The sequence below is a fragment of the Pseudomonas cremoris genome (genome assembly GCF_014230465.1).
The window spans coordinates 118244-138662 of sequence record NZ_JAAXCY010000005.1; the positions used below are offsets into that span (position 1 = coordinate 118244).

Annotated in this window: 18 protein-coding genes; 11 read left to right on the forward strand and 7 right to left on the reverse strand. The window is 61.7% G+C overall.

Features of this window, described 5'->3' with window-relative positions; all coding sequences use genetic code 11:
• Window positions 1-88: 88 nt before the first annotated feature.
• Complete coding sequence (locus tag HF257_RS13630) at window positions 89-715, forward strand: response regulator (RefSeq protein WP_185710488.1); 627 nt, start codon at window positions 89-91, stop codon at window positions 713-715.
• Window positions 716-844: 129 nt separating this feature from the next.
• Here HF257_RS13630 and HF257_RS13635 read toward each other — a convergent pair whose 3' ends face one another.
• Entirely contained in the window at window positions 845-1492 is a 648-nt protein-coding gene (locus HF257_RS13635) for a pentapeptide repeat-containing protein (protein WP_185706351.1), read from the reverse strand.
• A gap of 153 nt (window positions 1493-1645) precedes the next feature.
• Entirely contained in the window at window positions 1646-3541 is a 1896-nt protein-coding gene (gene exaA, locus HF257_RS13640) for a quinoprotein ethanol dehydrogenase (protein WP_185706353.1), read from the reverse strand.
• A gap of 257 nt (window positions 3542-3798) precedes the next feature.
• Between exaA and pedF the strand changes: the two genes are divergently transcribed.
• From pedF to HF257_RS13690, 10 genes are all read left to right on the forward strand, one after another.
• Window positions 3799-4260, forward strand: a complete 462-nt coding sequence (gene pedF, locus HF257_RS13645; protein ID WP_185706355.1) for a cytochrome c-550 PedF — start codon at window positions 3799-3801, stop codon at window positions 4258-4260.
• A gap of 3 nt (window positions 4261-4263) precedes the next feature.
• A complete protein-coding gene (locus HF257_RS13650; protein ID WP_332872217.1) occupies window positions 4264-5007 on the forward strand; it encodes a quinoprotein dehydrogenase-associated SoxYZ-like carrier in 744 nt (247 codons plus the stop codon).
• Window positions 5004-5936: a quinoprotein relay system zinc metallohydrolase 1 gene (locus tag HF257_RS13655; RefSeq protein WP_185706357.1), complete on the forward strand. Its 933-nt coding sequence runs from the start codon at window positions 5004-5006 to the stop codon at window positions 5934-5936. Before HF257_RS13650 ends, HF257_RS13655 begins: the two co-directional genes overlap by 4 nt.
• Before the next feature lie 29 nt (window positions 5937-5965).
• Window positions 5966-7486, forward strand: a complete 1521-nt coding sequence (gene exaC, locus HF257_RS13660) for an acetaldehyde dehydrogenase ExaC (protein ID WP_185706360.1) — start codon at window positions 5966-5968, stop codon at window positions 7484-7486.
• 242 nt (window positions 7487-7728) lie between these two features.
• The gene (pqqA, locus tag HF257_RS13665; RefSeq protein ID WP_010209364.1) at window positions 7729-7800 is read left to right on the forward strand and encodes a pyrroloquinoline quinone precursor peptide PqqA; all 72 of its coding nucleotides are present in this window, start codon (window positions 7729-7731) and stop codon (window positions 7798-7800) included.
• A 104-nt stretch (window positions 7801-7904) separates the two neighbouring features.
• Window positions 7905-9068, forward strand: a complete 1164-nt coding sequence (gene ercA / locus HF257_RS13670; protein WP_185706362.1) for an alcohol dehydrogenase-like regulatory protein ErcA — start codon at window positions 7905-7907, stop codon at window positions 9066-9068.
• Window positions 9052-10422 (forward strand): ATP-binding response regulator, encoded by a 1371-nt coding sequence (locus HF257_RS13675; protein ID WP_185706364.1) that lies wholly within the window; start codon window positions 9052-9054, stop codon window positions 10420-10422. Before ercA ends, HF257_RS13675 begins: the two co-directional genes overlap by 17 nt.
• A gap of 64 nt (window positions 10423-10486) precedes the next feature.
• A complete protein-coding gene (locus HF257_RS13680) occupies window positions 10487-11950 on the forward strand; it encodes a DASS family sodium-coupled anion symporter (protein ID WP_185706366.1) in 1464 nt (487 codons plus the stop codon).
• A gap of 954 nt (window positions 11951-12904) precedes the next feature.
• Window positions 12905-14548: an MFS transporter gene (locus tag HF257_RS13685; protein WP_185712090.1), complete on the forward strand. Its 1644-nt coding sequence runs from the start codon at window positions 12905-12907 to the stop codon at window positions 14546-14548.
• Window positions 14545-15690, forward strand: a complete 1146-nt coding sequence (locus HF257_RS13690) for an HlyD family secretion protein (protein WP_185706370.1) — start codon at window positions 14545-14547, stop codon at window positions 15688-15690. Before HF257_RS13685 ends, HF257_RS13690 begins: the two co-directional genes overlap by 4 nt.
• Before the next feature lie 66 nt (window positions 15691-15756).
• Here HF257_RS13690 and HF257_RS13695 read toward each other — a convergent pair whose 3' ends face one another.
• From HF257_RS13695 to HF257_RS13715, 5 genes are all read right to left on the reverse strand, one after another.
• Window positions 15757-16644 (reverse strand): aldose 1-epimerase, encoded by an 888-nt coding sequence (locus HF257_RS13695; RefSeq protein ID WP_185706372.1) that lies wholly within the window; start codon window positions 16642-16644, stop codon window positions 15757-15759.
• Window positions 16644-17924, reverse strand: coding sequence for a TRAP transporter large permease (locus tag HF257_RS13700; protein WP_185706374.1), 1281 nt, complete (start codon window positions 17922-17924; stop codon window positions 16644-16646). The genes HF257_RS13695 and HF257_RS13700 overlap by 1 nt, the downstream gene beginning before the upstream one ends.
• A gap of 1 nt (window position 17925) precedes the next feature.
• On the reverse strand, window positions 17926-18453 hold the full coding sequence (locus HF257_RS13705) for a TRAP transporter small permease (RefSeq protein WP_185706376.1): 528 nt from the start codon (window positions 18451-18453) through the stop codon (window positions 17926-17928).
• A gap of 63 nt (window positions 18454-18516) precedes the next feature.
• Entirely contained in the window at window positions 18517-19479 is a 963-nt protein-coding gene (locus tag HF257_RS13710) for a TRAP transporter substrate-binding protein (protein ID WP_185706377.1), read from the reverse strand.
• Between the two features lie 51 nt (window positions 19480-19530).
• Window positions 19531-20406 (reverse strand): SMP-30/gluconolactonase/LRE family protein, encoded by an 876-nt coding sequence (locus HF257_RS13715; protein WP_185706378.1) that lies wholly within the window; start codon window positions 20404-20406, stop codon window positions 19531-19533.
• Window positions 20407-20419: the final 13 nt, after the last annotated feature.

The window sequence follows — 20419 nt, forward strand, 5'->3', positions numbered from 1 at the left end:
ATAGACACCAAAACCAGTACCAAAGTAGTAGGTTGCGGTGCCGCCCGGGGTTCTAGCATGGGGCAAAGGCGCTGCCATTGGAGGCACTATGAATATCCTGCTGGTTGACGATCACGCCGTGGTCCGCCTGGGTTACGCCGGCCTGTTGCGCGACGGGCTGCCGGGTGTGGATGTGCGCGAAGCGGCCAGTGGCGAGGAAGCCTTGGCCCGAGTGCATGAAGCGGTACCTGCACTGGTCATCATCGGTTTTGGCCTGCCGGGTATCAGCGGCCTGGAAACCACGCGGCGTTTGCGCCAGCGCCTGCCGCAATTACGCATCTTGTTTTTCAGCCAGCATGCCGAGTTGCCGTTGGTTCGTCAGGCATTGGAGGCGGGGGCGTCGGGTTACCTCACCAAGAGCGCATCGCCGGCGGTGATGCTTGAAGCGGTGCAGCGCATCCTTGATGGTCACACCTATATCGAACAGGACCTGGCGACCCAATTGGCCTATCACCCGACCGATCGGCGATTGCAGAGCATGACCCAGCGCGAGCTGGAGATTTTCCTGATGCTGGCCAAGGGCACGCCGGCACGTTCGATTGCGGCCCAGCTGAGTATCAGCAGCAAGACCGTGTCCAATCACCTGACCTTGCTCAAGAGCAAGTTGCAGGTCAGTTCCCACGCCGAGCTGGTGCATGTGGGGATTGATATGGGGGTGGTGCGGGTCGCTGGCTGATTTGTCACTGATGCACACGGTACCTGTGGGAGCGGGCTTGCTCGCGAAGGCGGTGTGTCAGTATCAGATGTGCTAGCTGATACACCGCCTTCGCGAGCAAGCCCGCTCCCACATTTGAATATCAGCGTCCTAGCGATCCCAGGTGGTCGGGCAGTCCTTACAGCCTTCCATATTCGCATCCTGGAAGTTTGCATAGTGCTGGCGACTGCCCGTGAGCGTGGCCTTTTCCAGGTTGCTTTCGCCGAACTTGGCTTCCTGTAGATTCGCATCGCTGAGGTCCGCGCCTTGCAGGTCAGCCTTGCTCAACCAGGTCATTTCCAGGTCAGCCGCACGCAGGTTGGCCTTGTGCATCTTTGCCCCCGACAGCCTTGCGAATTGCAGGTAGGCGGCGCTCAGGTTAGCGTTTTCAAATTGCGCACCCTGGGCAAACAGGCCCCACCCTTGTACCGCCATTAGCGTGGCACCGGTGAAGTCGGCCAGGCGCAGGTTGGCTTGTTGCAGGCTGGCGCGGGTGAGGTTGGCGCCTTGCAACTGGGCTTTTTCCAGGTTGGCCAGGTCGAGGTTGGCGTGGCGCAAATCGGCATCGCGCAGGTCGGCGCCAGCCAGGTTCATGCCGCTGAGGTTCTGGTTACGCAGGTTGGCACCCTTGAGGTTGGCGCTGGGGCATTGGCTGTGTTCGGCGAGGGTGCAGCCGTTGATGACGAGGGGGGCGTCGTCGCCGTCGTCGGCGTGGGCGAGGGGTAGAGTTAGCAGGACCAATAAAGGAAGTATTTTCATCACAAGACCTGTAGTGAGCGGGCTTGCCCCGCGCTCGACTGCGCAGCAGTCGTAAACCTGACTGCGCGATTTGGCTGGAGAAAAGCGGGGGCCGCTTCGCAGCCCGGCGCGGGACAAGCCCGCTCACTACAAAGTGGCCCCGCCTATCCGAGGTTACTTCTGGGCAGTTTTCATATCCCAACTCGGGATCTTGAACACCCAGAACGACCCGCCCTGTGCCACCGGTTTGGTCAGCTCGGCCATGTCACCGCCCCACAGCGGTACTGCGCCGCCGTAGCCGACCGTCACGCCGATGTACTGCTCGCCATCCTGTTCCCAGGTGATCGGTGGGGAGACGATGCCGCTGCCGGTCTGGAACTTCCACAGCTCCTTGCCGGTTTTCGCATCGAATGCCTTGAAGAAGCCGTCGCCGGTGCCGGTGAACACCAAGTTGCCTTTGGTTGCCAGTACGCCGGCCCACAGCGGCAGGTGCTCCTTGTGCTCCCACACCACCTTGCCGGTGGTGGGGTTCATCGCGCGCAGGGTGCCGACGTGGTCGTCATACATACGCTTGATGCGGAAACCCATGCCCAGGTACGCCGAGCCCTTCTTGTAGTTGACCTCTTCGGTCCAGTATTCCTCTTTCCACTGGTTGCCCGGGATGTAGAACAGGCCGGTGTCCTGGCTGTACGCCATTGGGTTCCAGTTCTTGCCACCGAGGAACGGCGGCGAGACTTCCACCGGCTTGCCCTTGGTTTCACCCGGCAGCGGCTTGGCCGGACGCTGGCCTTCGTTTTCCACGGGGCGACCGGTTTTCAGATCGATGTGGCTGGCCCAGGTGATGTTGTCGACAAACGGGAAGGCGTTCTGCAGCTTGCCGTTGGTGCGGTCCACCACATAGAAGAAGCCGTTGCGGTCGGCGTGGCCGGTGGCCTTGGTGACCTTGCCGTCCTTGTCCTTGTAGTCGAACAGCACCAGCTCGTTGTTGCCGGAGAAGTCCCAGGCGTCGTTCGGCGTGTGCTGGTAGAACCACTTCACTTCGCCGGTGCTTGGGTCGACGCCAACCTGGCCCGAGGTGTAGAGGCTGTCGAAGTCATGTGGGTTGCCGTCCTTGGACGTCCGCGCCCAAGTGTTCCAAGGTCCAGGGTTGCCGGCGCCGACGATGATGGTGTTGGTCTCGGCATCAAAACTTGCACTCTGCCAAGGCGCGCCGCCGCCGTGGCTCCAGGCTTCGACCTTGCCGGTTTCGGTGGTCGGGTCATCCGGCCACGAAGGCGCCTTGACGTCGCCGGTGGGGGTGCTGTCCTTGCCGTTGAGGCGGCCCATGTGACCCTCCACGAATGGACGCATCCACACTTCTTCGCCGGTGTCCGGGTCGCGGGCATACAGTTGGCCGACCACGCCGAATTCATCGCCGGAACTGCCGTGGATCAGCAGCACCTTGCCGGTGACCTTGTCTTTGATCAGCACGGGTGCGCCGGTCATGGTGTAGCCGGCGGCGTGGTCACCGAACTTCTTGTTCCACACCACTTTGCCGGTGTTTTTGTCGAGGGCGATCAGGCGCGCATCGAGGGTGCCGAAGTAGATCTTGTCGCCGAAGATCGCGGCGCCACGGTTGACCACGTCACAGCACGGGCGAATGTTGTCGGGCAGGCGGTGGTTGTAGGTCCACAGGCGCTTGCCGGTCTTCGCGTCGAGGGCGAATACGCGGGAATACGAGCCGGTGACGTACACCACGCCGTCGCTGACGATGGCCTGGGATTCCTGGCCGCGTTGTTTCTCGTCGCCAAAGGAATAGGACCAGGCCGGGGTCAGTTTGAACACGTTCTTGTCGTTGACCTGGGCCAGGGGGCTCCAGCGCTGGGCATTGGTGCCCATGCCGTATTGCAGCACGTCCTTGGTGGTCAGGTGGTCGTTGGCAATGTCTTCCCAGGTGACGTTGCGGGTTTGCTTGGCGGCAGGTTCGGCGGCGGCATAGCTCGCGGCACTGAGGGACAGGCTGCCCACCAGCAGAAAGGCTTGCATGGCAAGGCTCAAAGGTGAGAGGGCGGGTAGCGATCTTATTGTCATGGTTTGCAGTTCCCAGTGGAGGTTTTGGCCTGCACAGGTTGCTGCCTGGAGGGATTGGCGAATACGGAAAAAGTCCCGGTGTTGCCGGGACAATTTCCCGAACCGCATCTGATTTAGCAGTGCCCCACAAGGCCTGCTACCAACGGATGAGAGCCCGGCCACCAAAGCAGCATACGGGCACCGCCGGGCGCTTCCTAAGATGGTTGCCATAGCCTCTGCCAAGAGGTTTTGCGTGCAATCCTGAGGGGAAAAAAATAATGACAACAAAACGCAACGCCTTGATCACCGCCTGCCTGCTGGCCGGTGCCATCAGCGCAGGTTCCGTCTGGGCCCACGGCAACGTGACGCCCACCGCCGTGGAAACCAAGGGCCTCACCCCGATCAAGGACGCCGGCGTGCCGCTGGACGGTGACGGCTGGGCGGCCACCAACCCCTATCGCACCACCCCCGAGCATGACAAGGCGGTGGAAGTCGGTGCCTCGGCCTACAACCAGAATTGCGCGGCGTGCCATGGCCTGGAAGCCAAGTCCGGCGGCATCGCCCCCGACCTGCGCATGCTGGATGCCGGCGATGCCGGGGATGAATGGTTTGTCGAGCGGGTGCGCCACGGTGCCGTGCGCGATGGCCGGGTGTACATGCCGAAAATGGCCGACTACTTGAGCCAGGAAGCCCTGTGGGCGGTACGCACTTACCTCGACAGCGTGCACGTCGAGGAGTAACCCGTGCGGCTGATCGGGTTGTGGGCCTGCTGTTTGCCGATCCTGGCCTGGGGCGCGCCCGTGGACCCGGTGCCCTCGGTAATGTGGGCGTACTACCACCAGCGCTTTCTCGACAACGCCCCCTTCGTGTTCGATGAGCGCGTAAAGCTGTTGGCCCCGCCGTTCGCCGAAGATGCACGCCAGGTGCCGCTGGAGATCGACGCACGCGCCTTCGCCGGCGACGTGGTGAAAATCCTCGCCTGGGCGGAGCTGAACCCGTTGCCACAAATCGTCGACTTCCAGCCGGTGGAGCGTGTGCTGCCGTGGCTGTCGATCCGGATTCGTATCGAGCAGGCCACGCCGTTGCGTGCAGCCGTGTTGACCAGGGACGGTCTGTGGCACGTTGGCTCGGCGCTGATCGACGCCGCTGGCGGCGGTTGCACGGCGCCCAGTGTGGTGCGCACCCAACCGGGCTGGGAGGAGCACCTGGGCGAAGTGTTCGGCGGGCGTTACCCGCGTGCCGAGTTCAGCCGGGTCAAGCTGCAAGTCGCTCACCCCATGGATAACGGTATGGTCAGCGGCATCCCCGAATTCTTTATAAACCAGGCCGAGCTGCACGGCGCCGATGACCGCCTGCTGGCACGCCTGGAACTGTTCCCCGCCGTCAGCGAAAACCCCAACCTGGCGTTTGATATCGAAGGGGCCGGGCCCACGCGCCTGACCCTGCGCGACACCAGCGGCACGCAATTCGAGGCGGCCATCCCATGAACCAGCGCTGGATTCTGCTGTGGCTGATCATGCTGAGCCTGCCGGTGCTGGCGGAGCTGGACTATGGCTTGAAACCGCGCTTGATCGCCGACAACACCTGGCTGCTCGAAGGCAGCACGGACAATTTCGCCAAGGACAATGGCGGCAATATCGTCAACGTCGGGTTCATCGTCACCGAGCCGGGCGTGGTGGTGATCGACACCGGGCCGTCCAAGCGCTATGGCGAAGCCCTGCGCCAGGCCATCGCCAGCGTCACCGACAAGCCCGTGATCCAGGTACTGCTCACCCATCACCATCCCGACCACGCGTTGGGCAACCAAGCGTTCAAGGACGTGCCGATTGGCGCGTTGGCAGGCACTACGCAGTTGCTGCACGAGCAGGGCGACGGCATGGCCGAGAACCTGTACCGCATGGTCGGCGACTGGATGCGCGGCACCGAGGTGGTGTTGCCCACCCAGGCCGTGCAACCGGGGATAAAGACCTTCGGCAGCCATGACTTGCAACTGGTGCAACTGCGCGGGCATACGGGAGCCGACCTGGCCATTCTCGATCAGAAAACGGGTGTGCTGTTTGCGGGTGACTTGGTGTTCTACCAGCGTGCACTGACCACGCCGAATTCACCGGGCCTGCCGGTTTGGCTGGCCGATATCGCTACCCTGCAGGGCTTGCCCTGGACCCTGATCGTGCCCGGCCACGGCCCTGTCGCCAGCGATGCCAAGCCGTTTGAGCAAATGCACGACTACCTCACCTGGCTCGACCAGTTGCTGCGCGATGGCGCCGCACAAGGCCGCGATATGCCCGAGCTGATTCGCAGCCCTATCCCTGAGCGTTTCGCGGCGATCAACCTGAGCCCATACGAATTGATCCGTAGCGTTACCCATCTGTACCCGCAGTACGAACGCGAGCAGATGCAACGCATCAACCCCTGACAACACCCACAACAAACAGAGGCCTCACCATGATCTACGCCCAACCTGGCACCCCTGGCGCCGTCGTCAATTTCAAGGCGCGCTACGGCAATTACATCGGCGGTGAGTTTGTCGCGCCTATCGATGGCAACTACTTCACCAACACTTCGCCGGTCACCGGTGAAGTCATCGCCGAATTCCCGCGCTCCACTGCCGCTGATATCGACAAGGCCCTCGACGCTGCCCACGCTGCCGCCGATGCCTGGGGCAAAACCTCGGCCCAGGACCGCTCGTTGGTGCTGCTGAAAATTGCCGACCGCATCGAGCAGAATCTCGAAGTGCTCGCCGTGGCCGAAACCTGGGACAACGGCAAGGCCGTGCGCGAAACCCTCAACGCCGACGTGCCGCTGGCCGCTGACCACTTCCGTTACTTCGCCGGGTGCATCCGTGCCCAGGAAGGCGGCGCGGCCGAGATCAACGAGCTGACCGCCGCGTATCACTTCCATGAGCCCTTGGGCGTAGTCGGGCAGATCATTCCGTGGAACTTCCCGCTGCTGATGGCCGCATGGAAACTGGCGCCGGCGCTGGCTGCCGGTAACTGCATCGTGCTCAAGCCGGCCGAGCAGACGCCGCTGTCGATCATGGTGTTCGCCGAGCTGATCAATGACCTGCTGCCGCCGGGCGTACTGAACATCGTGCAAGGCTTTGGCCGCGAAGCGGGGGAGGCGTTGGCCACCAGCAAGCGCATCGCCAAGATCGCCTTCACCGGCTCGACCCCGGTGGGCGCGCACATCATGCATGCCGCTGCCGAGAACATCATTCCGTCCACCGTAGAGCTGGGCGGCAAGTCGCCGAACATCTTCTTCGAAGACATCATGAAGGCTGAGCCTGCGTTTATCGAAAAGGCCGCTGAAGGCTTGGTACTGGCGTTCTTTAACCAGGGCGAAGTGTGCACCTGCCCGTCGCGGGCGCTGGTGCAGGAGTCGATCTATGACGACTTCATGAAAGTGGTGATGCAGAAAATCGTCAAGATCAAGCGCGGCAACCCGCTGGACACCGAGACCATGGTGGGTGCCCAGGCGTCCGAGCAGCAATACGACAAGATCCTGTCCTACCTTGAAATCGCCAAGCAAGAAGGTGCGGTACTGCTGACCGGCGGCGCGGCCGAGCGTTTGGAGGGCGACTTGTCCAGCGGTTATTACATCCAGCCGACCCTGCTCAAGGGCCACAACAAGATGCGCGTGTTCCAGGAGGAAATCTTTGGCCCGGTGGTGGGCATTACCACCTTCAAGGACGAAGCCGAAGCCCTGGCGATTGCCAACGACAGCGAGTTCGGCCTGGGCGCTGGCTTGTGGACCCGTGATATCAACCGTGCGTACCGCATGGGCCGGGCGATCAAGGCTGGGCGCGTGTGGACCAACTGCTATCACCTGTACCCGGCGCATGCGGCGTTTGGGGGCTATAAAAAATCCGGTGTGGGGCGTGAGAACCACAAGATGATGCTGGATCATTACCAACAGACTAAAAACCTGCTGGTGAGCTACGACATCAACCCGCTGGGTTTCTTCTAACCCTCAACACTTGAAATGCAATCCAATGTGGGAGCGGGCGTGCTCGCGAAAGCGGTGTGTCAGTGATGGATGTGTTGACTGACACGACGCGTTCGCGAGCAAGCCCGCTCCCACATTTTGATCTCTGCATGCCTGAGACCAATGCACTGTTCCAACTCCTTCGAAAGTAGCATTCGCCTCCCACACCCCCCATGCATTAATGACCAGACCGGAACCCTCCGGCATAACAAGAGGAATACCCTATGTGGACCAAACCCGCGTTTACCGACCTGCGTATCGGCTTTGAAGTGACCATGTACTTCGCCAGCCGCTGATCTCGGGTGCTGCAGGAAGGATGCCTCTTTGGTCTGATTGCAATCGCGGCCGGATCGGTTAGTGTGGAGCGCATTCTTCCAAAATAATAAGAACAGGCTTTCCAATGAGCCAGACTCTGAGCCAACTGCGTAAATTCGTCTCTCCTGAAATCATCTTTGGCGCCGGCTGCCGGCACAACGTCGGCAACTACGCGAAGACCTTTGGTGCGCGCAAGGTGCTGGTGGTCAGTGACCCCGGGGTGATCGCCGCCGGTTGGGTCGCCGATGTGGAAGCCAGCCTGCAAGCCATCGGCATCGACTACTGCCTGTACAGCGCCGTCTCGCCCAACCCGCGTGTTGAAGAAGTGATGACCGGTGCCGAGGTGTACCGCGAAAACCACTGTGACGTGATCGTCGCCATCGGCGGCGGCAGCCCCATGGACTGCGGCAAGGCCATCGGCATCGTAGTCGCCCACGGGCGCAGCATTCTCGAATTCGAAGGCGTGGACACCATTCGTGTGCCCAGCCCGCCGCTGATCCTGATACCGACCACGGCAGGCACCTCGGCGGATGTCTCGCAGTTTGTGATCATTTCCAACCAGCAAGAGCGCATGAAGTTCTCCATCGTCAGTAAGGCGGTGGTGCCGGACGTGTCGCTGATCGACCCGGAAACCACCGCCAGCATGGACCCGTTCCTGTCGGCCTGTACCGGCATCGACGCGCTGGTGCATGCCATCGAGGCGTTCGTGTCCACTGGGCATGGCCCGCTCACCGACCCCCACGCGCTTGAAGCCATGCGGCTGATCAACGGCAACCTGGTGCAGATGATCGCCAACCCGACGGACATTGCCCTGCGCGAAAAGATCATGCTCGGTAGCATGCAGGCCGGGTTGGCGTTCTCCAATGCGATCCTTGGCGCGGTGCATGCCATGTCCCACAGCCTCGGCGGCTTCCTCGATTTGCCCCACGGGCTGTGCAACGCGGTGCTGGTAGAGCATGTGGTGGCGTTCAACTACAGCTCGGCGCCGGAGCGTTTCAAGGTCATTGCCGAAACCTTTGGCATTGACTGCCGGGGCCTGAACCATCGGCAGATCTGCGGGCGGTTGGTGGAGCACCTGATCGCGTTGAAGCATGCGATTGGCTTCCACGAAACCCTCGGCCTGCATGGTGTGCGCGTGGCGGATATTCCGTTCCTGTCCGAGCATGCGATGGATGACCCATGCATCCTGACCAACCCGCGAGCGTCGAGCCAGCGTGACGTCGAGGTCGTCTATGGCGAAGCACTCTGACGACCCGCAACGTGCGCTTTCAGCGCTGTTGGGCTTGGGCGACCAGTCGGCGCGCAAGAGCCACTACCCGGAACTGACCGCACGTCTGGATGAGCTGGAAGCCGAACGCAAGCGCTATATCCGTCTCAACGACGAACTGGAGCAGCGCGTTGCCGCCCGCACCGATGAGCTGCTGGAAGCCAACCTCAACCTGCAACAACAGATCGCCCAGCGTGAACAGATCGAGCAGGACCTGCGCGATGCCCGCGATGCTGCCCAGGCCGCCAATCGCAGCAAGGACAAATACCTCGCAGCCGCCAGCCATGACCTGTTGCAACCGCTCAACGCCGCACGGTTGCTGATCGCCACCTTGCGCGAGCGCACGCTGCCCGACGTCGAGCAGGTGCTGGTGGAACGCACGCACCAGGCGCTGGAGGGCGCCGAGGATTTGCTGACTGACTTGCTCGACATCTCGCGGCTGGACCAAGCGGCAGTCAAACCGGACGTGGCGTTGTACCGCTTGGACGAAGTGTTTGCGCCGCTGGTCTCGGAGTTTCAATCGGTGGCTCAGGCGGCCGGATTGAACCTGCGGGTGCACACCGGCGGCTATGCGGTGAGTACAGACTTGCGGCTGCTTACGCGCATCCTGCGTAATTTCTTGAGCAATGCCTGCCGCTACACCGACGAGGGTTGCATCCTGTTGGGTGCACGCCGCCGCGGTGATTACCTGCGGCTTGAGGTGTGGGACACCGGGCGCGGGATTGCGGCGGATCGGCTGGAGGCGATCTTCCTGGAGTTCAACCAACTCGACGTTGGCCGTGCTGCGGATCGCAAGGGCGTGGGGCTGGGGTTGGCGATTGTGGAGCGCATCGCCGAGATCCTCGGTTATCCGATTGCCGTGCATTCCTGGCCGGGGCGAGGCTCGATGTTCAGCATCGAAGTGCCCCTGAGTGACGAGATGCCGCTGCCGATCAGCCAACTGCCAGTGCTGCCGACCACCGGCAACCCACTGCCGGGACGGCGGTTGCTGGTGATCGATAACGAGATGAGCATCCTTGACAGCATGCAGGCGCTGCTCGGTCAGTGGGGGTGTGAAGTGCTGACCGCCACCGATCAGGCCGGCGCGTTACAGGTGTTGCAGGGCAGGGCGCCGGAGTTGATTCTGGCGGACTATCACCTTGACCATGGGGTGGTCGGTTGCGAAGTGGTCAAGCACTTGCGCGAGCATTTCGGGTGCAAGATTCCGGCGGTGATCATCACCGCCGACCGCACCGACCAATGCCGCCGCGCCTTGAGTCGTCTTGAAGCGCCGTTGCTGAACAAACCGGTCAAGCCTGGCAAGTTGCGGGCGGTGTTGAGCCAGTTATTGGCCTAGGTCAATGCGTCGCAGGAGGCGTTGCCCTATGCTCAAGGCCTGATCTAGAGCCTTGGAGCATCCCATGAGCGCGGCACCCTTCAAATTACCCCTGGGCCTGGTGGTCGCCGTATTGGTGATGGCTGGCGTGCTGCTGTTGCCGCTGCCAGCCGACTTGCCGGTGGCCGGGCATCGCATGCTGGCGATCCTCGCGTTTGCGGTAGTGGTGTGGATCACCGAGGCGGTGTCCTATGAAGCCAGCGCGATCATGATCACCTCGTTGATGGCGTTTCTGCTGGGCACCGCGCCGTCGTTGCAAGACCCCGCGCACCTGATCGGCACCAGCCCGGCCATCAGCATGGCACTGACCGGGTTCTCCAACCCGGCGCTGGCGTTGGTGGCAGGCGCGCTGTTTATCGCCGCCGCCATGACCCACACCGGCCTGGACCGGCGTATTGCACTGGTGACCCTGAGCCGGGTCGGCACCAGCACCCGGCGCATCCTGCTGGGGGCGATTGCGGTGACTATCCTGCTCAGCCTGGTGGTGCCCAGCGCCACGGCGCGCAGTGCCTGCGTGGTGCCGATCATGATGGGGGTGATTGCCGCGTTCGGCGTGGATAAACGCTCGAACATCGCCGCCGGCATCATGATCGTGGTGGCCCAGGGCACCAGCATCTGGAACGTCGGCATCCAGACCGCCGCTGCGCAGAACCTGCTCACCGTGGGCTTCATGGACAAGATGCTCGGCCAGCGCGTGTCGTGGATCGACTGGCTGATCGCGGGCGCGCCGTGGGCGTTGATCATGTCGGCGGTGTTGCTGTTTTTGGTGCTCAAGCTGCTGCCTCCGGAAACCGACAGTATTCCAGGCGGCAAGGAAGCGGTGGCGCAGTCGCTCGTGGAGATTGGCCCGATGACCGGGCCGCAGAAACGCCTGCTGAGCGTGTCCGTGCTGTTACTGCTGGCCTGGGCCACGGAAGGGCGCCTGCACAGTTTTGACACCACCTCGACCACCTATGCAGGCCTGGTGTTCCTGCTGATGCCGGGGATCGGCGTGATGACCTGGAAGGATGTGCAATCGCGCATTCCGTGGGGCACGGTGATTGTGTTTGGGGTGGGTATCAGCCTGGGTACGGCGTTGCTGACCACTCAGGCGGGGCAGTGGCTGGGCTCCCAAGTGGTGGCGCACACCGGGTTGGATCAGGTCGGGCCGTTGGGCGTGTTTGCGATTTTGGGGGCATTCCTGATCTTGATTCACTTGGGTTTTGCCAGCGCCACGGCGTTGACCTCGGCGTTGTTGCCTATTTTGATCGCGGTGTTGCAGACCTTGCCGGGGGATTTCAGCCGGTTGGGCATGACCATGTTGCTGGGGTTTGTGATGAGCTACGGGTTTATCCTGCCGATCAATGCGCCGCAGAATATGGTGTGTTTGGGAACCGGGACGTTCACGGCGCGGCAGTTTGCCAAGGTGGGGATTTTGGTGACGCTGGTGGGGTATGGGTTGATGCTGGTGTTCGCTGCGACTTATTGGAGTTGGTTGGGTTGGATCTGATCCTCTATGGCGGTGGGTTGGTTGGTGTACATATCCGTTGTTTAAGTAACGGCTGATTATGGTTTCGCCCTTACAGCGACTTACTTTTGGAAAAGAGCCCGGAATGCCGGCCCAGCCAAAAGTAAGCAAAAGGGCTCTTGCCCCAACACTCGGCACCTCGCCTAGGCTCGGTGTGCCCACGCTCCAAAGCCTGCGTTGACGGGGCGCTCCCAGATCAAAAGCAAGAGCGCGGCGGCCTTAGAGCCGACCGGTTTTTTGTGCCGATCACCGTTCAAATGTGGGAGCTGGCTTGCCTGCGATGGCTTCAACTGGGTGTGCCTGATGGACCGAGTTGTCCGCATCGCAGGCAAGCCAGCTCCCACAGAAAAGCAGGTTTCACAGGGTAAGGAGGCCGGACACGGTCAAAAAATGTGGGAGCGGGCTTGCTCGCGAATGCGGTGGATCAGCCAATGAATTTGTTGACTGACACACTGCATTCGCGAGCAAGCCCGCTCCCACATTTGGATCTCCATTTGTCAGATAGACAGCGGTCTGCCCTGGCTCCGGCTTTTGATCTGGTTTGTGATCTTGATCTTAGGCGCCCCGTTAAACCACGCTGGCCGAACGCAGGCTTGAATCCGTGGGTAACCCGGCAGGACGCCGGGTTAGCCGCCCCGCGCCATGGATGGCGCGTGGCGGCGGCCCACGGATTCAAGCCTTCGTTCGGGCACACCGAGCCTAGGCGAGGTGCCGAGTGGTGGGGCAAGAGCCCTTTGGTTACTTTGGGGCTCTTTTCCAAAGTGACCCGCTGTAAAAGCGGAACCATAGGAGGCCGTTACCCAAACAACGGATATGTACTCCACCCCAACCCCCCAACCCCCCAACTTCACGATGGCAAGATGAACTCCCCTCAGGTTTACTACTCTCTGAGTATGGTTTTACCGGCATCCCCCGTCGGGTCATCTAGGTCAGCGAATGAACAAATTCACCCCCCACACCTGGGAACCCCACGAGCGACCGAGCCTGCCCGGTTCGCCGTCGACCCCGTTGCACCCCACGCACAAGCGTTGGCTGTTCGCGATGGTCGGCGTTCTTGTCGCGATCACCGGGGGCTTGGGCAACGCGCTGGTCATCGCCAACCTGCAATACCTGCAAGGCGCACTCGGCGCGACCACCGCCGAAATGGCCTGGCTGCCCGCCGCCTACGTGATGACCAACGTCTGCATGAACCTGCTGCTGGTGAAGTTTCGCCAACAATTCGGCCTGCGGGCATTTACCGAGGTGTTCCTGGTGCTTTACGCGCTGGTGACCTTCGGGCATTTGTTCGTCAACGACCTCAGTTCGGCCATTGCGGTACGGGCCGCCCACGGCATGGTGGGGGCGGCGCTCAGCTCGTTGGGCTTGTACTACATGATCCAGGCGTTTCCGGCCAAGTGGCGCTTGAAGGCGTTGGTATTGGGGTTGGGCACCGCGCAGTTGGCGTTGCCGTTGGCGCGGTTGTTCTCCGAAGATTTGCTGCAAATCGCCGAGTGGCGCGGGTTGTACCTGTTCGAGTTGGGCATGGCGCTAATCTGCCTGGGTTGCGTGTTCCTGCTCAAGTTACCGCCGGGTGACCGCTTCAAGACGTTTGAAAAACTCGACTTCCTCACCTTCGCCATTCTTGCTACCGGCGTGGCGCTGTTGTGTGCGGTGTTGTCCCTGGGGCGTATCGACTGGTGGCTGGAAGCACCCTGGATCGGCGTGGCCTCGGCCTGCTCGCTGGTGCTGATCATGACTGGCCTGGCCATCGAGCATAACCGCGCGAACCCGATACTGATGACGCGCTGGTTGGGCAGCGGCGTGATGATCCGCCTGGCACTGGCGGTGATCCTGATTCGCATGGTGCTGTCGGAGCAGTCCACCGGCGCGGTGGGGTTCATGCAGATGTTGAACATGAGCTACCAGCAGATGCACACGCTGTACGTAGTCATGCTGGCCGGGGCGATTGCCGGGTTGGTGGTCAGCGCGTTGACCATCAACCCGGCGCACTTGCTGATGCCGCTGGTTATCTCCTTGGCGTTGATGGCCACAGGCTCGGTGATGGACAGCTTCTCCAGCAACCTGACCCGCCCGGAAAACCTGTATATCAGCCAGTTCCTGCTAGGCTTCGGCGGTACGTTCTTCCTGGGGCCGACCATGGTGCTGGGCACCAAGAACGTGCTGACCAACCCGCGCAACCTGGTGAGTTTCTCGGTGATGTTCGGCATTTGCCAGAACCTCGGCGGCTTGATTGGCGCCGCATTGCTGGGCACGTTCCAGATCGTGCGGGAGAAATTCCATTCCAGCATGATCGTCGAACACCTGACCCTGCTCGACCCGCGTGTGGCGGCGCGGGTCAGCAGTGGCGGTTCGGCCTACGGCGGCATCATTGCCGACCCCGAGCTGCGCAACTTGATGGGCATCCGCAGCCTGGCCACGGCGGCCACCCGTGAGGCGAATGTGATGGCCTACAACGATGTCTTCATGCTGATCGCGATCATCGCGATGCTGACCATGATCTGGATCTTTATCCGCAGTCTGTGGCTGATGAGCACTACCAAAGCAGCCACTCCCGTTCAACCCAGCGGCGCACCTTCATGACCGAACCTTCAACCACGACCACCACCGCCATTGCTTCCACCCCAGAAGGCAGCACGCCACCGGGCGCTGTGCCCACCGAGTTGCGGCCGTTGCGGGTGCGCATCCTCTCGTCCCTGGGCTTTGCCGCGATTGCCGTCGTCGGCGTGCTGATCGTGCTGTATGCCTGGCAATTGCCGCCGTTCAGCAGTGCGGTGGAAACCACCGAGAACGCCCTGGTGCGCGGGCAGGTCACGATCATCGGGCCGCAACTCGCAGGCTACGTGTTTGAAGTGCCGGTGCAGGATTTCCAGTACGTGAAAACCGGCGATTTGCTGGTGCGTCTGGATGACCGCATCTACAAGCAGCGCCTCGACCAGGCATTGGCGCAACTGGCGGTGCAGAAGGCGTCGCTGGCGAATGTGGTGCAGCAGCGCAACAGTGCCGAGGCCACCATCAAGTTGCGCCAGGCAGCATTGGCCGACAGCGAGGCCCAGGCGCGCAAAAGCACCGCCGACTTGCGCCGCAATGAAGAGTTGATCAGCGACGGTTCGGTGTCCAAGCGCGAACTGGACGTGACCCGTGCGGCCAACGCGCAGACCATCGCGGCGGTGGCGCAAGCCCAGGCCAGCCTGGAAATTGCACGGCAGGATTTGCAGACGGTAATCGTCAATCGTGGCTCCCTGGAAGCGGCAGTGGCGAGTGCCGATGCGGCGGTGGAGCTGGCGCGGATCGACCTGTCCAACACCCGCATCACGGCACCGCGTGACGGCCAGTTGGGGCAGATTGGCGTGCGCCTGGGGGCCTACGTCAACTCCGGCGCGCAGTTGATGGCGCTGGTGCCGCCGCAACTGTGGGTGATCGCCAACATGAAGGAAACCCAGATGGACAACGTGCAGGTGGGGCAGCCGGTGACGTTCACCGTGGATGCGCTGAACCACCGCAAGTTTCACGGCACGGTGCAGCATATTTCGCCGGCGACTGGGTCGGAATTCAGCCTGTTGCAGGCCGACAATGCCACCGGCAACTTTGTGAAGATCGCGCAGCGGGTGCCGGTAAGGATCACCGTCGATCCCGACCAGGAGCAGAGTGAGCGGTTGCGGCCGGGGTTGTCGGTGGTGGTGAGTATCGATACTGCAGGGCGGCTGAAAAACAGCCCGCCTTGACACACCGGGGAGCGAAATGTGGGAGCGGGCTTGCTCGCGAAGGCGGTGTGTCAGGCGACAAATGTGTTACTGATCCTCCGCTTTCGCGAGCAAGCCCGCTCCCACATTTGGTAGGTATTTCAACGTAAATTCGAGGTGGGTTGACTGGCCTTGTTCCAACAATTTGAGGCCCGGTCTTCCCGCAAGGTGATGTGCATTCACCGGGTGACTCACCGGCTCAACACAAAAGAACCCTAGCCCCGGCGGGCAGAACAACAGGAAGTAGTCCGCGCCGCTCGCGTTACATTCCAGCGAATAGCCAAGCTCCGGCTGCTCGATCACACAATGCCCATCCCACTGGCAAAACCCGTTGTCCACCAACCTTTCCGGCAAGGCCTTTAGCTGCTGAAAATCCCAGTCCTCCGGCAGAGGTGCCAACCCGGTGGGTAGCTTGGACGCATCACTTAGCCAGACCTGTGAAGCGTTGGCCTGCAACCGTGTGCCGGGAGTGCGCGGGAAATAGGGATGCAAGCCTACGCCGTGCCATGCGGCTTTTTCTGCCAGGTGAGTCACCCGCAAGGTGATGCTCAGCTCGCCGTTATCCAACCTGAATCGTTGCTCGGCACGGTAGGCAAACGGTGTATCGCACACCACCTCAAGCACCGCTTCATTCGCCGATTGGCTGACCACTTGCCAGGCCTGCTGCCACGCCGAGCCGTGGATCGGTAGCGGGTCCAGTGGGCTGTTAGGTGCCAGGGGCAACCAACCCTCGGGGTTGTCAAAACCGCCTTCGCCGATACGGTTGGACCAGGGGGCCAGCGGATAGCACCCCAGCTTTCCGGGAAGCTGGGCGTGTTCGTCGTTGTGGCGCAACAGCGGTTGGCCAGTGGCGAGGGCGTACCAGTTGGCGATGCTGCCGCCCACAGCGGGGGCCAACGTGAGATGGGTCAGTTTGTCGTTAAGTTCGATCTTCATCAAAGCACCAACCTCGGCAGCCACAGCGACAGTGCTGGAATATAGGTCACCGCCATCAATACCAGGAACAGTACCCCGTAAAACGGCAGCAAGGCCTTCACGGTCTTCTCGATACTGGTCTTGCCCACCGCTGCCCCTACAAACAACACCGCGCCCACGGGTGGGGTAATCAGTCCTATCCCGAGGTTCACCAGCATGATCATGCCAAAGTGCACCGGGTCGACGCCGATACCCAGGATCACCGGCAGCAGTATAGGTGTGAGGATCAGAATCAGCGGTGCCATGTCCATCACCGTGCCCAGTAGCAGCAGCATGGCGTTGATGCACATCAGGATCACATAGCGGTTATCCGACAGGGTCAGGAACATCGTGGTGATCTTCGCCGGGATCTGCATCAGCGTCATGATGTAGCCGAAACTGGCGGCGAAGGCGATCAAGATCATCACGATGGAAATGGTGCGCACCGTGCGGTGCATCAGCTTGGGCAGCTCGCTCCATTTGTAGTCGCGGTAGATGAACATTGTCACGAAGAATGCCCACAGCACCGCAATCGCGGCGGACTCGGTGGCGGTGAAGATGCCCGAGAGAATGCCGCCGAGGATGATCACCATGGCCATCAGGCCCCAGAGCGCATCGGCACAGATTTTCAGCGCCTGCTTCAAGGGAATGACTTCGCCCTTGGGGTAGTCGCGCTTCTTGGCGAAGATCAGGCACAGCACCATCAGGCACGCGCTCATCAGCAAGCCTGGCACCACGCCGGCCATGAACAGCGAAGCGATGGACACGGTGCCACCGGCTGCCAGGGAGTAGAGCACCGAGTTATGGCTGGGCGGTGTCAGCAGCGCCTGGACCGAGCCGCTGATGGTCACCGCCGTGGCGAACTCGCGTGGATAGCCCCGGCGTTCCATTTCCGGGATCAGCACCGAGCCGACCGAGGCCGTGTCCGCCACCGACGAGCCGGAGATCGCGCCGAAAAACGTCGAGGCCATGATATTCACCAGCGACAGGCCGCCGCGCACAAAACCCACCAGCACCCCGGCAAACGCTACCAGCCGGCGCGACATACCGCCCTCGGCCATGATCGCGCCGGCGAGCACAAAGAACGGAATCGCCATCAGCGAGAATTTGTTCACCCCGCCCGCCACCTGGATCATCAAGGCCTGGAACGGGATGTCGATCCACCACGCGCCGATCAGCGCCGACAGGCCGAGGGCGTAGGCCACCGGCATGCCGATCAGGATCAAGGCGATAAAGCTGCCCAACAGAATCAATGCGTCCATATCAGGCAGCCCCTTCGTTTTCTTCAACCAGGTCGAAGCGCACTACACGGCGCTGGCTTTGGTCACCGAGCAGGAGTTTTTCCAGCACGAACACCAGGGTCAGCAACCCGCCAATCGGGATCGGCATGTAGGTGATGCCCACGCGCAGGGTGGGGATGGCGCTCATGAACTGGTTCCAGGTGGACAGGCACAACTTGGCGCCCCAGACCGTCATGAACAAGCAAATGGTCGCCATCAGCAATTGGGAGAGGATGCCGACGAGACGGCGTTGTTGCGGTGGTAGGCGGTCGGTGATCATTGCCACCGACATATGCGCACCGGCGCGGTAGCTGGCGGCGGCGCCGATAAAGGTGAATACCAGCATCAGCAAAATGGCGGTGGGCTCTGGCCAGCTGGAGCCGGTACCAAGGATGTAGCGGGCGAAGATGCCCCAAGGAATGATCAGCGCGACCCCCAGTACCGAGAGGCCGGCGACCCAGATGCAGGTCATGTAGATACGGTCATTGATGCGCAGCAGTAAATTCTTCATGGCGTTCACCGTGACCGGGCGCGTCGATGCGGACCGCGCCGGGCCTAGCAGAAGGGAGGGTGATTACTCGACCGCGTCGATGCGCTGGATGATGTCGGCGTAAGCCGCACCGTATTTGGCGCGAACCGGCGCGGTGGCGTCATAGAAGGGTTTTTTATCGACGGTGATGAACTCGACACCGGCGGCCTTGAGCTTGGCTTCACTACTGGAGGACTTGGCGTCCCACAGCGCGCGCTCGTCAGCCTGGGCGTCCTTGGCGGCGTTCTTCACCATGACTTGCTGGGCAGGGCTGAGTTTGTTCCAGGTGATTTTCGACATCACGATGGGCTCAGGCAGGATCAAATGCTCGGTGAGGGTGTAGAACTTGGCGTTCTGGAAATGGTTGTGCTCGAGCAGGGTCGGCGGGTTGTTTTCCGCACCGTCAATCACGCCGGTCTGCAGGGCGCTGAAGATTTCGCCGGTGTCCATGGCGATACCGTTGGCCCCCATTTCATTGAACGCCTCGATGAACAATGGGTTGCCTTGCACACGAATCTTCATGCCCTTGAGGTCTTCGATCTTGCGCACCGGTTTCTTGGTGTAGATATTGCGCGTACCGCCGTCCATCCAGGCCAGGGCCACCAGGCCGAACTCGGAGTCGGTGATCTTGGCGAGGATTTCATCGCCGATTTCGCCGTCGATGACTTTGCGCATATGTGCCTGATCGCGGAACACGAATGGCAGGTTGAACACGTTCACGTCCGGCACCACCGGCCCGACGATGCCGAGGCTGACCCGGGCCATCTGGATGGCGCCGACCTGGGCCTGTTCGACCACTTCCTTCTCGGAGCCCAGCACGCCGCCGGGGAAGAACTTGAAGGTCAGTTCGCCATTGCTGGCTTTGGTCAGTGCGGCGCCCATGTTTTTCTCGGCAACCACGGTGGGGTAGCCATCGGGGTGGATGTCGGCGAACTTGATTTCCAGTGCCTGGGCGGCGCTGCTCAGGGTGATGAATGCAGCGGCGAGCAAGGTGCGTTTGAAGTCCATTGGGTGTGTCTCCTGTCTTGTTATTTTTGTATTCAAGGCACAGCGATGCGGCTAGACGGTGAAGCGGGGTTCGGGGAGTCCTTGGACGCCGGGATTGAGGGCGAATACGCCGCCGGACAGGGACTGCTCACTCTGGTCGTCACGGATCGAGGTGACGAACAAGGTGTCCAGCCGACTGCCGCCAAAGGCGCACATGGTGGGTTTTTTCACCGGGACGGTGAGGGAGCGGTCGAGGCGACCGTCAGGGGTGAAACGGTGGATCAGCCCGGCGTCGTTGGCGCAGATCCAGTAGCAGCCATCGGCGTCCACCGCTGCGCCGTCGGGCCGGCCGAGGTATTGGTGCATGTCCACGAACACCCGGCGATTGGACGGCGTGCCGGTGTCGATGTCGTAGTCGAACGCCCAGATCTGCTGCACCAAGGGGTGGGAGTCCGAGGCATACATCGTGCGGCCATCGGGGCTGAAGGCCAGGCCATTGAGCGTGATGAAACCGCCCAACTCGGCATGCGGCGCGGCCCCTGCCGCATAGCGGTAAAGGGTGCCCTCGGCCGCATTCAGGCCCATGTTCAGCACCATGCTGCCCGCCCAGAAACGACCCTGGCGATCACAACGGCCATCGTTCAGGCGCATGTCCGGGCGTGGGTGCTCGATACCGGCCAAAGGCGTGGTATCGAGGCTGCCGTCGTTGTGCGCGGTGAGTTGGAAAAAGCCGGTCTCCATGCCGGCAACCCAGTTGCCCGCTGTGGTGTGGGCAATGCAGGCGAGCATTTGCGGGGCCTTCCAGGCGGCGACGTGGCCGCTGGCAGCGCTCCAGCGTTGCAGGCCACCGTTGGGGATGTCTACCCAGTACAGGGCGTTTTCCTCGGGCACCCACACCGGGCATTCGCCCACGGCATTGCGGGCGTCGACAATCAATTCAGCAGTCATTGGCACTCATTCC

What these genes read in the sequence shown, in the direction of transcription:
- HF257_RS13630 (WP_185710488.1), top strand. Translation starts at nt 89, where the DNA reads ATGAATATCCTGCTGGTTGACGATCACGCCGTGGTCCGCCTGGGTTAC.
- HF257_RS13635 (WP_185706351.1), bottom strand. Translation starts at nt 1,492, where the DNA reads ATGAAAATACTTCCTTTATTGGTCCTGCTAACTCTACCCCTCGCCCAC.
- exaA (WP_185706353.1), bottom strand. Translation starts at nt 3,541, where the DNA reads ATGACAATAAGATCGCTACCCGCCCTCTCACCTTTGAGCCTTGCCATG.
- pedF (WP_185706355.1), top strand. Translation starts at nt 3,799, where the DNA reads ATGACAACAAAACGCAACGCCTTGATCACCGCCTGCCTGCTGGCCGGT.
- HF257_RS13655 (WP_185706357.1), top strand. Translation starts at nt 5,004, where the DNA reads ATGAACCAGCGCTGGATTCTGCTGTGGCTGATCATGCTGAGCCTGCCG.
- exaC (WP_185706360.1), top strand. Translation starts at nt 5,966, where the DNA reads ATGATCTACGCCCAACCTGGCACCCCTGGCGCCGTCGTCAATTTCAAG.
- ercA (WP_185706362.1), top strand. Translation starts at nt 7,905, where the DNA reads ATGAGCCAGACTCTGAGCCAACTGCGTAAATTCGTCTCTCCTGAAATC.
- HF257_RS13675 (WP_185706364.1), top strand. Translation starts at nt 9,052, where the DNA reads ATGGCGAAGCACTCTGACGACCCGCAACGTGCGCTTTCAGCGCTGTTG.
- HF257_RS13680 (WP_185706366.1), top strand. Translation starts at nt 10,487, where the DNA reads ATGAGCGCGGCACCCTTCAAATTACCCCTGGGCCTGGTGGTCGCCGTA.
- HF257_RS13685 (WP_185712090.1), top strand. Translation starts at nt 12,905, where the DNA reads ATGAACAAATTCACCCCCCACACCTGGGAACCCCACGAGCGACCGAGC.
- HF257_RS13690 (WP_185706370.1), top strand. Translation starts at nt 14,545, where the DNA reads ATGACCGAACCTTCAACCACGACCACCACCGCCATTGCTTCCACCCCA.
- HF257_RS13695 (WP_185706372.1), bottom strand. Translation starts at nt 16,644, where the DNA reads ATGAAGATCGAACTTAACGACAAACTGACCCATCTCACGTTGGCCCCC.
- HF257_RS13700 (WP_185706374.1), bottom strand. Translation starts at nt 17,924, where the DNA reads ATGGACGCATTGATTCTGTTGGGCAGCTTTATCGCCTTGATCCTGATC.
- HF257_RS13705 (WP_185706376.1), bottom strand. Translation starts at nt 18,453, where the DNA reads ATGAAGAATTTACTGCTGCGCATCAATGACCGTATCTACATGACCTGC.
- HF257_RS13710 (WP_185706377.1), bottom strand. Translation starts at nt 19,479, where the DNA reads ATGGACTTCAAACGCACCTTGCTCGCCGCTGCATTCATCACCCTGAGC.
- HF257_RS13715 (WP_185706378.1), bottom strand. Translation starts at nt 20,406, where the DNA reads ATGACTGCTGAATTGATTGTCGACGCCCGCAATGCCGTGGGCGAATGC.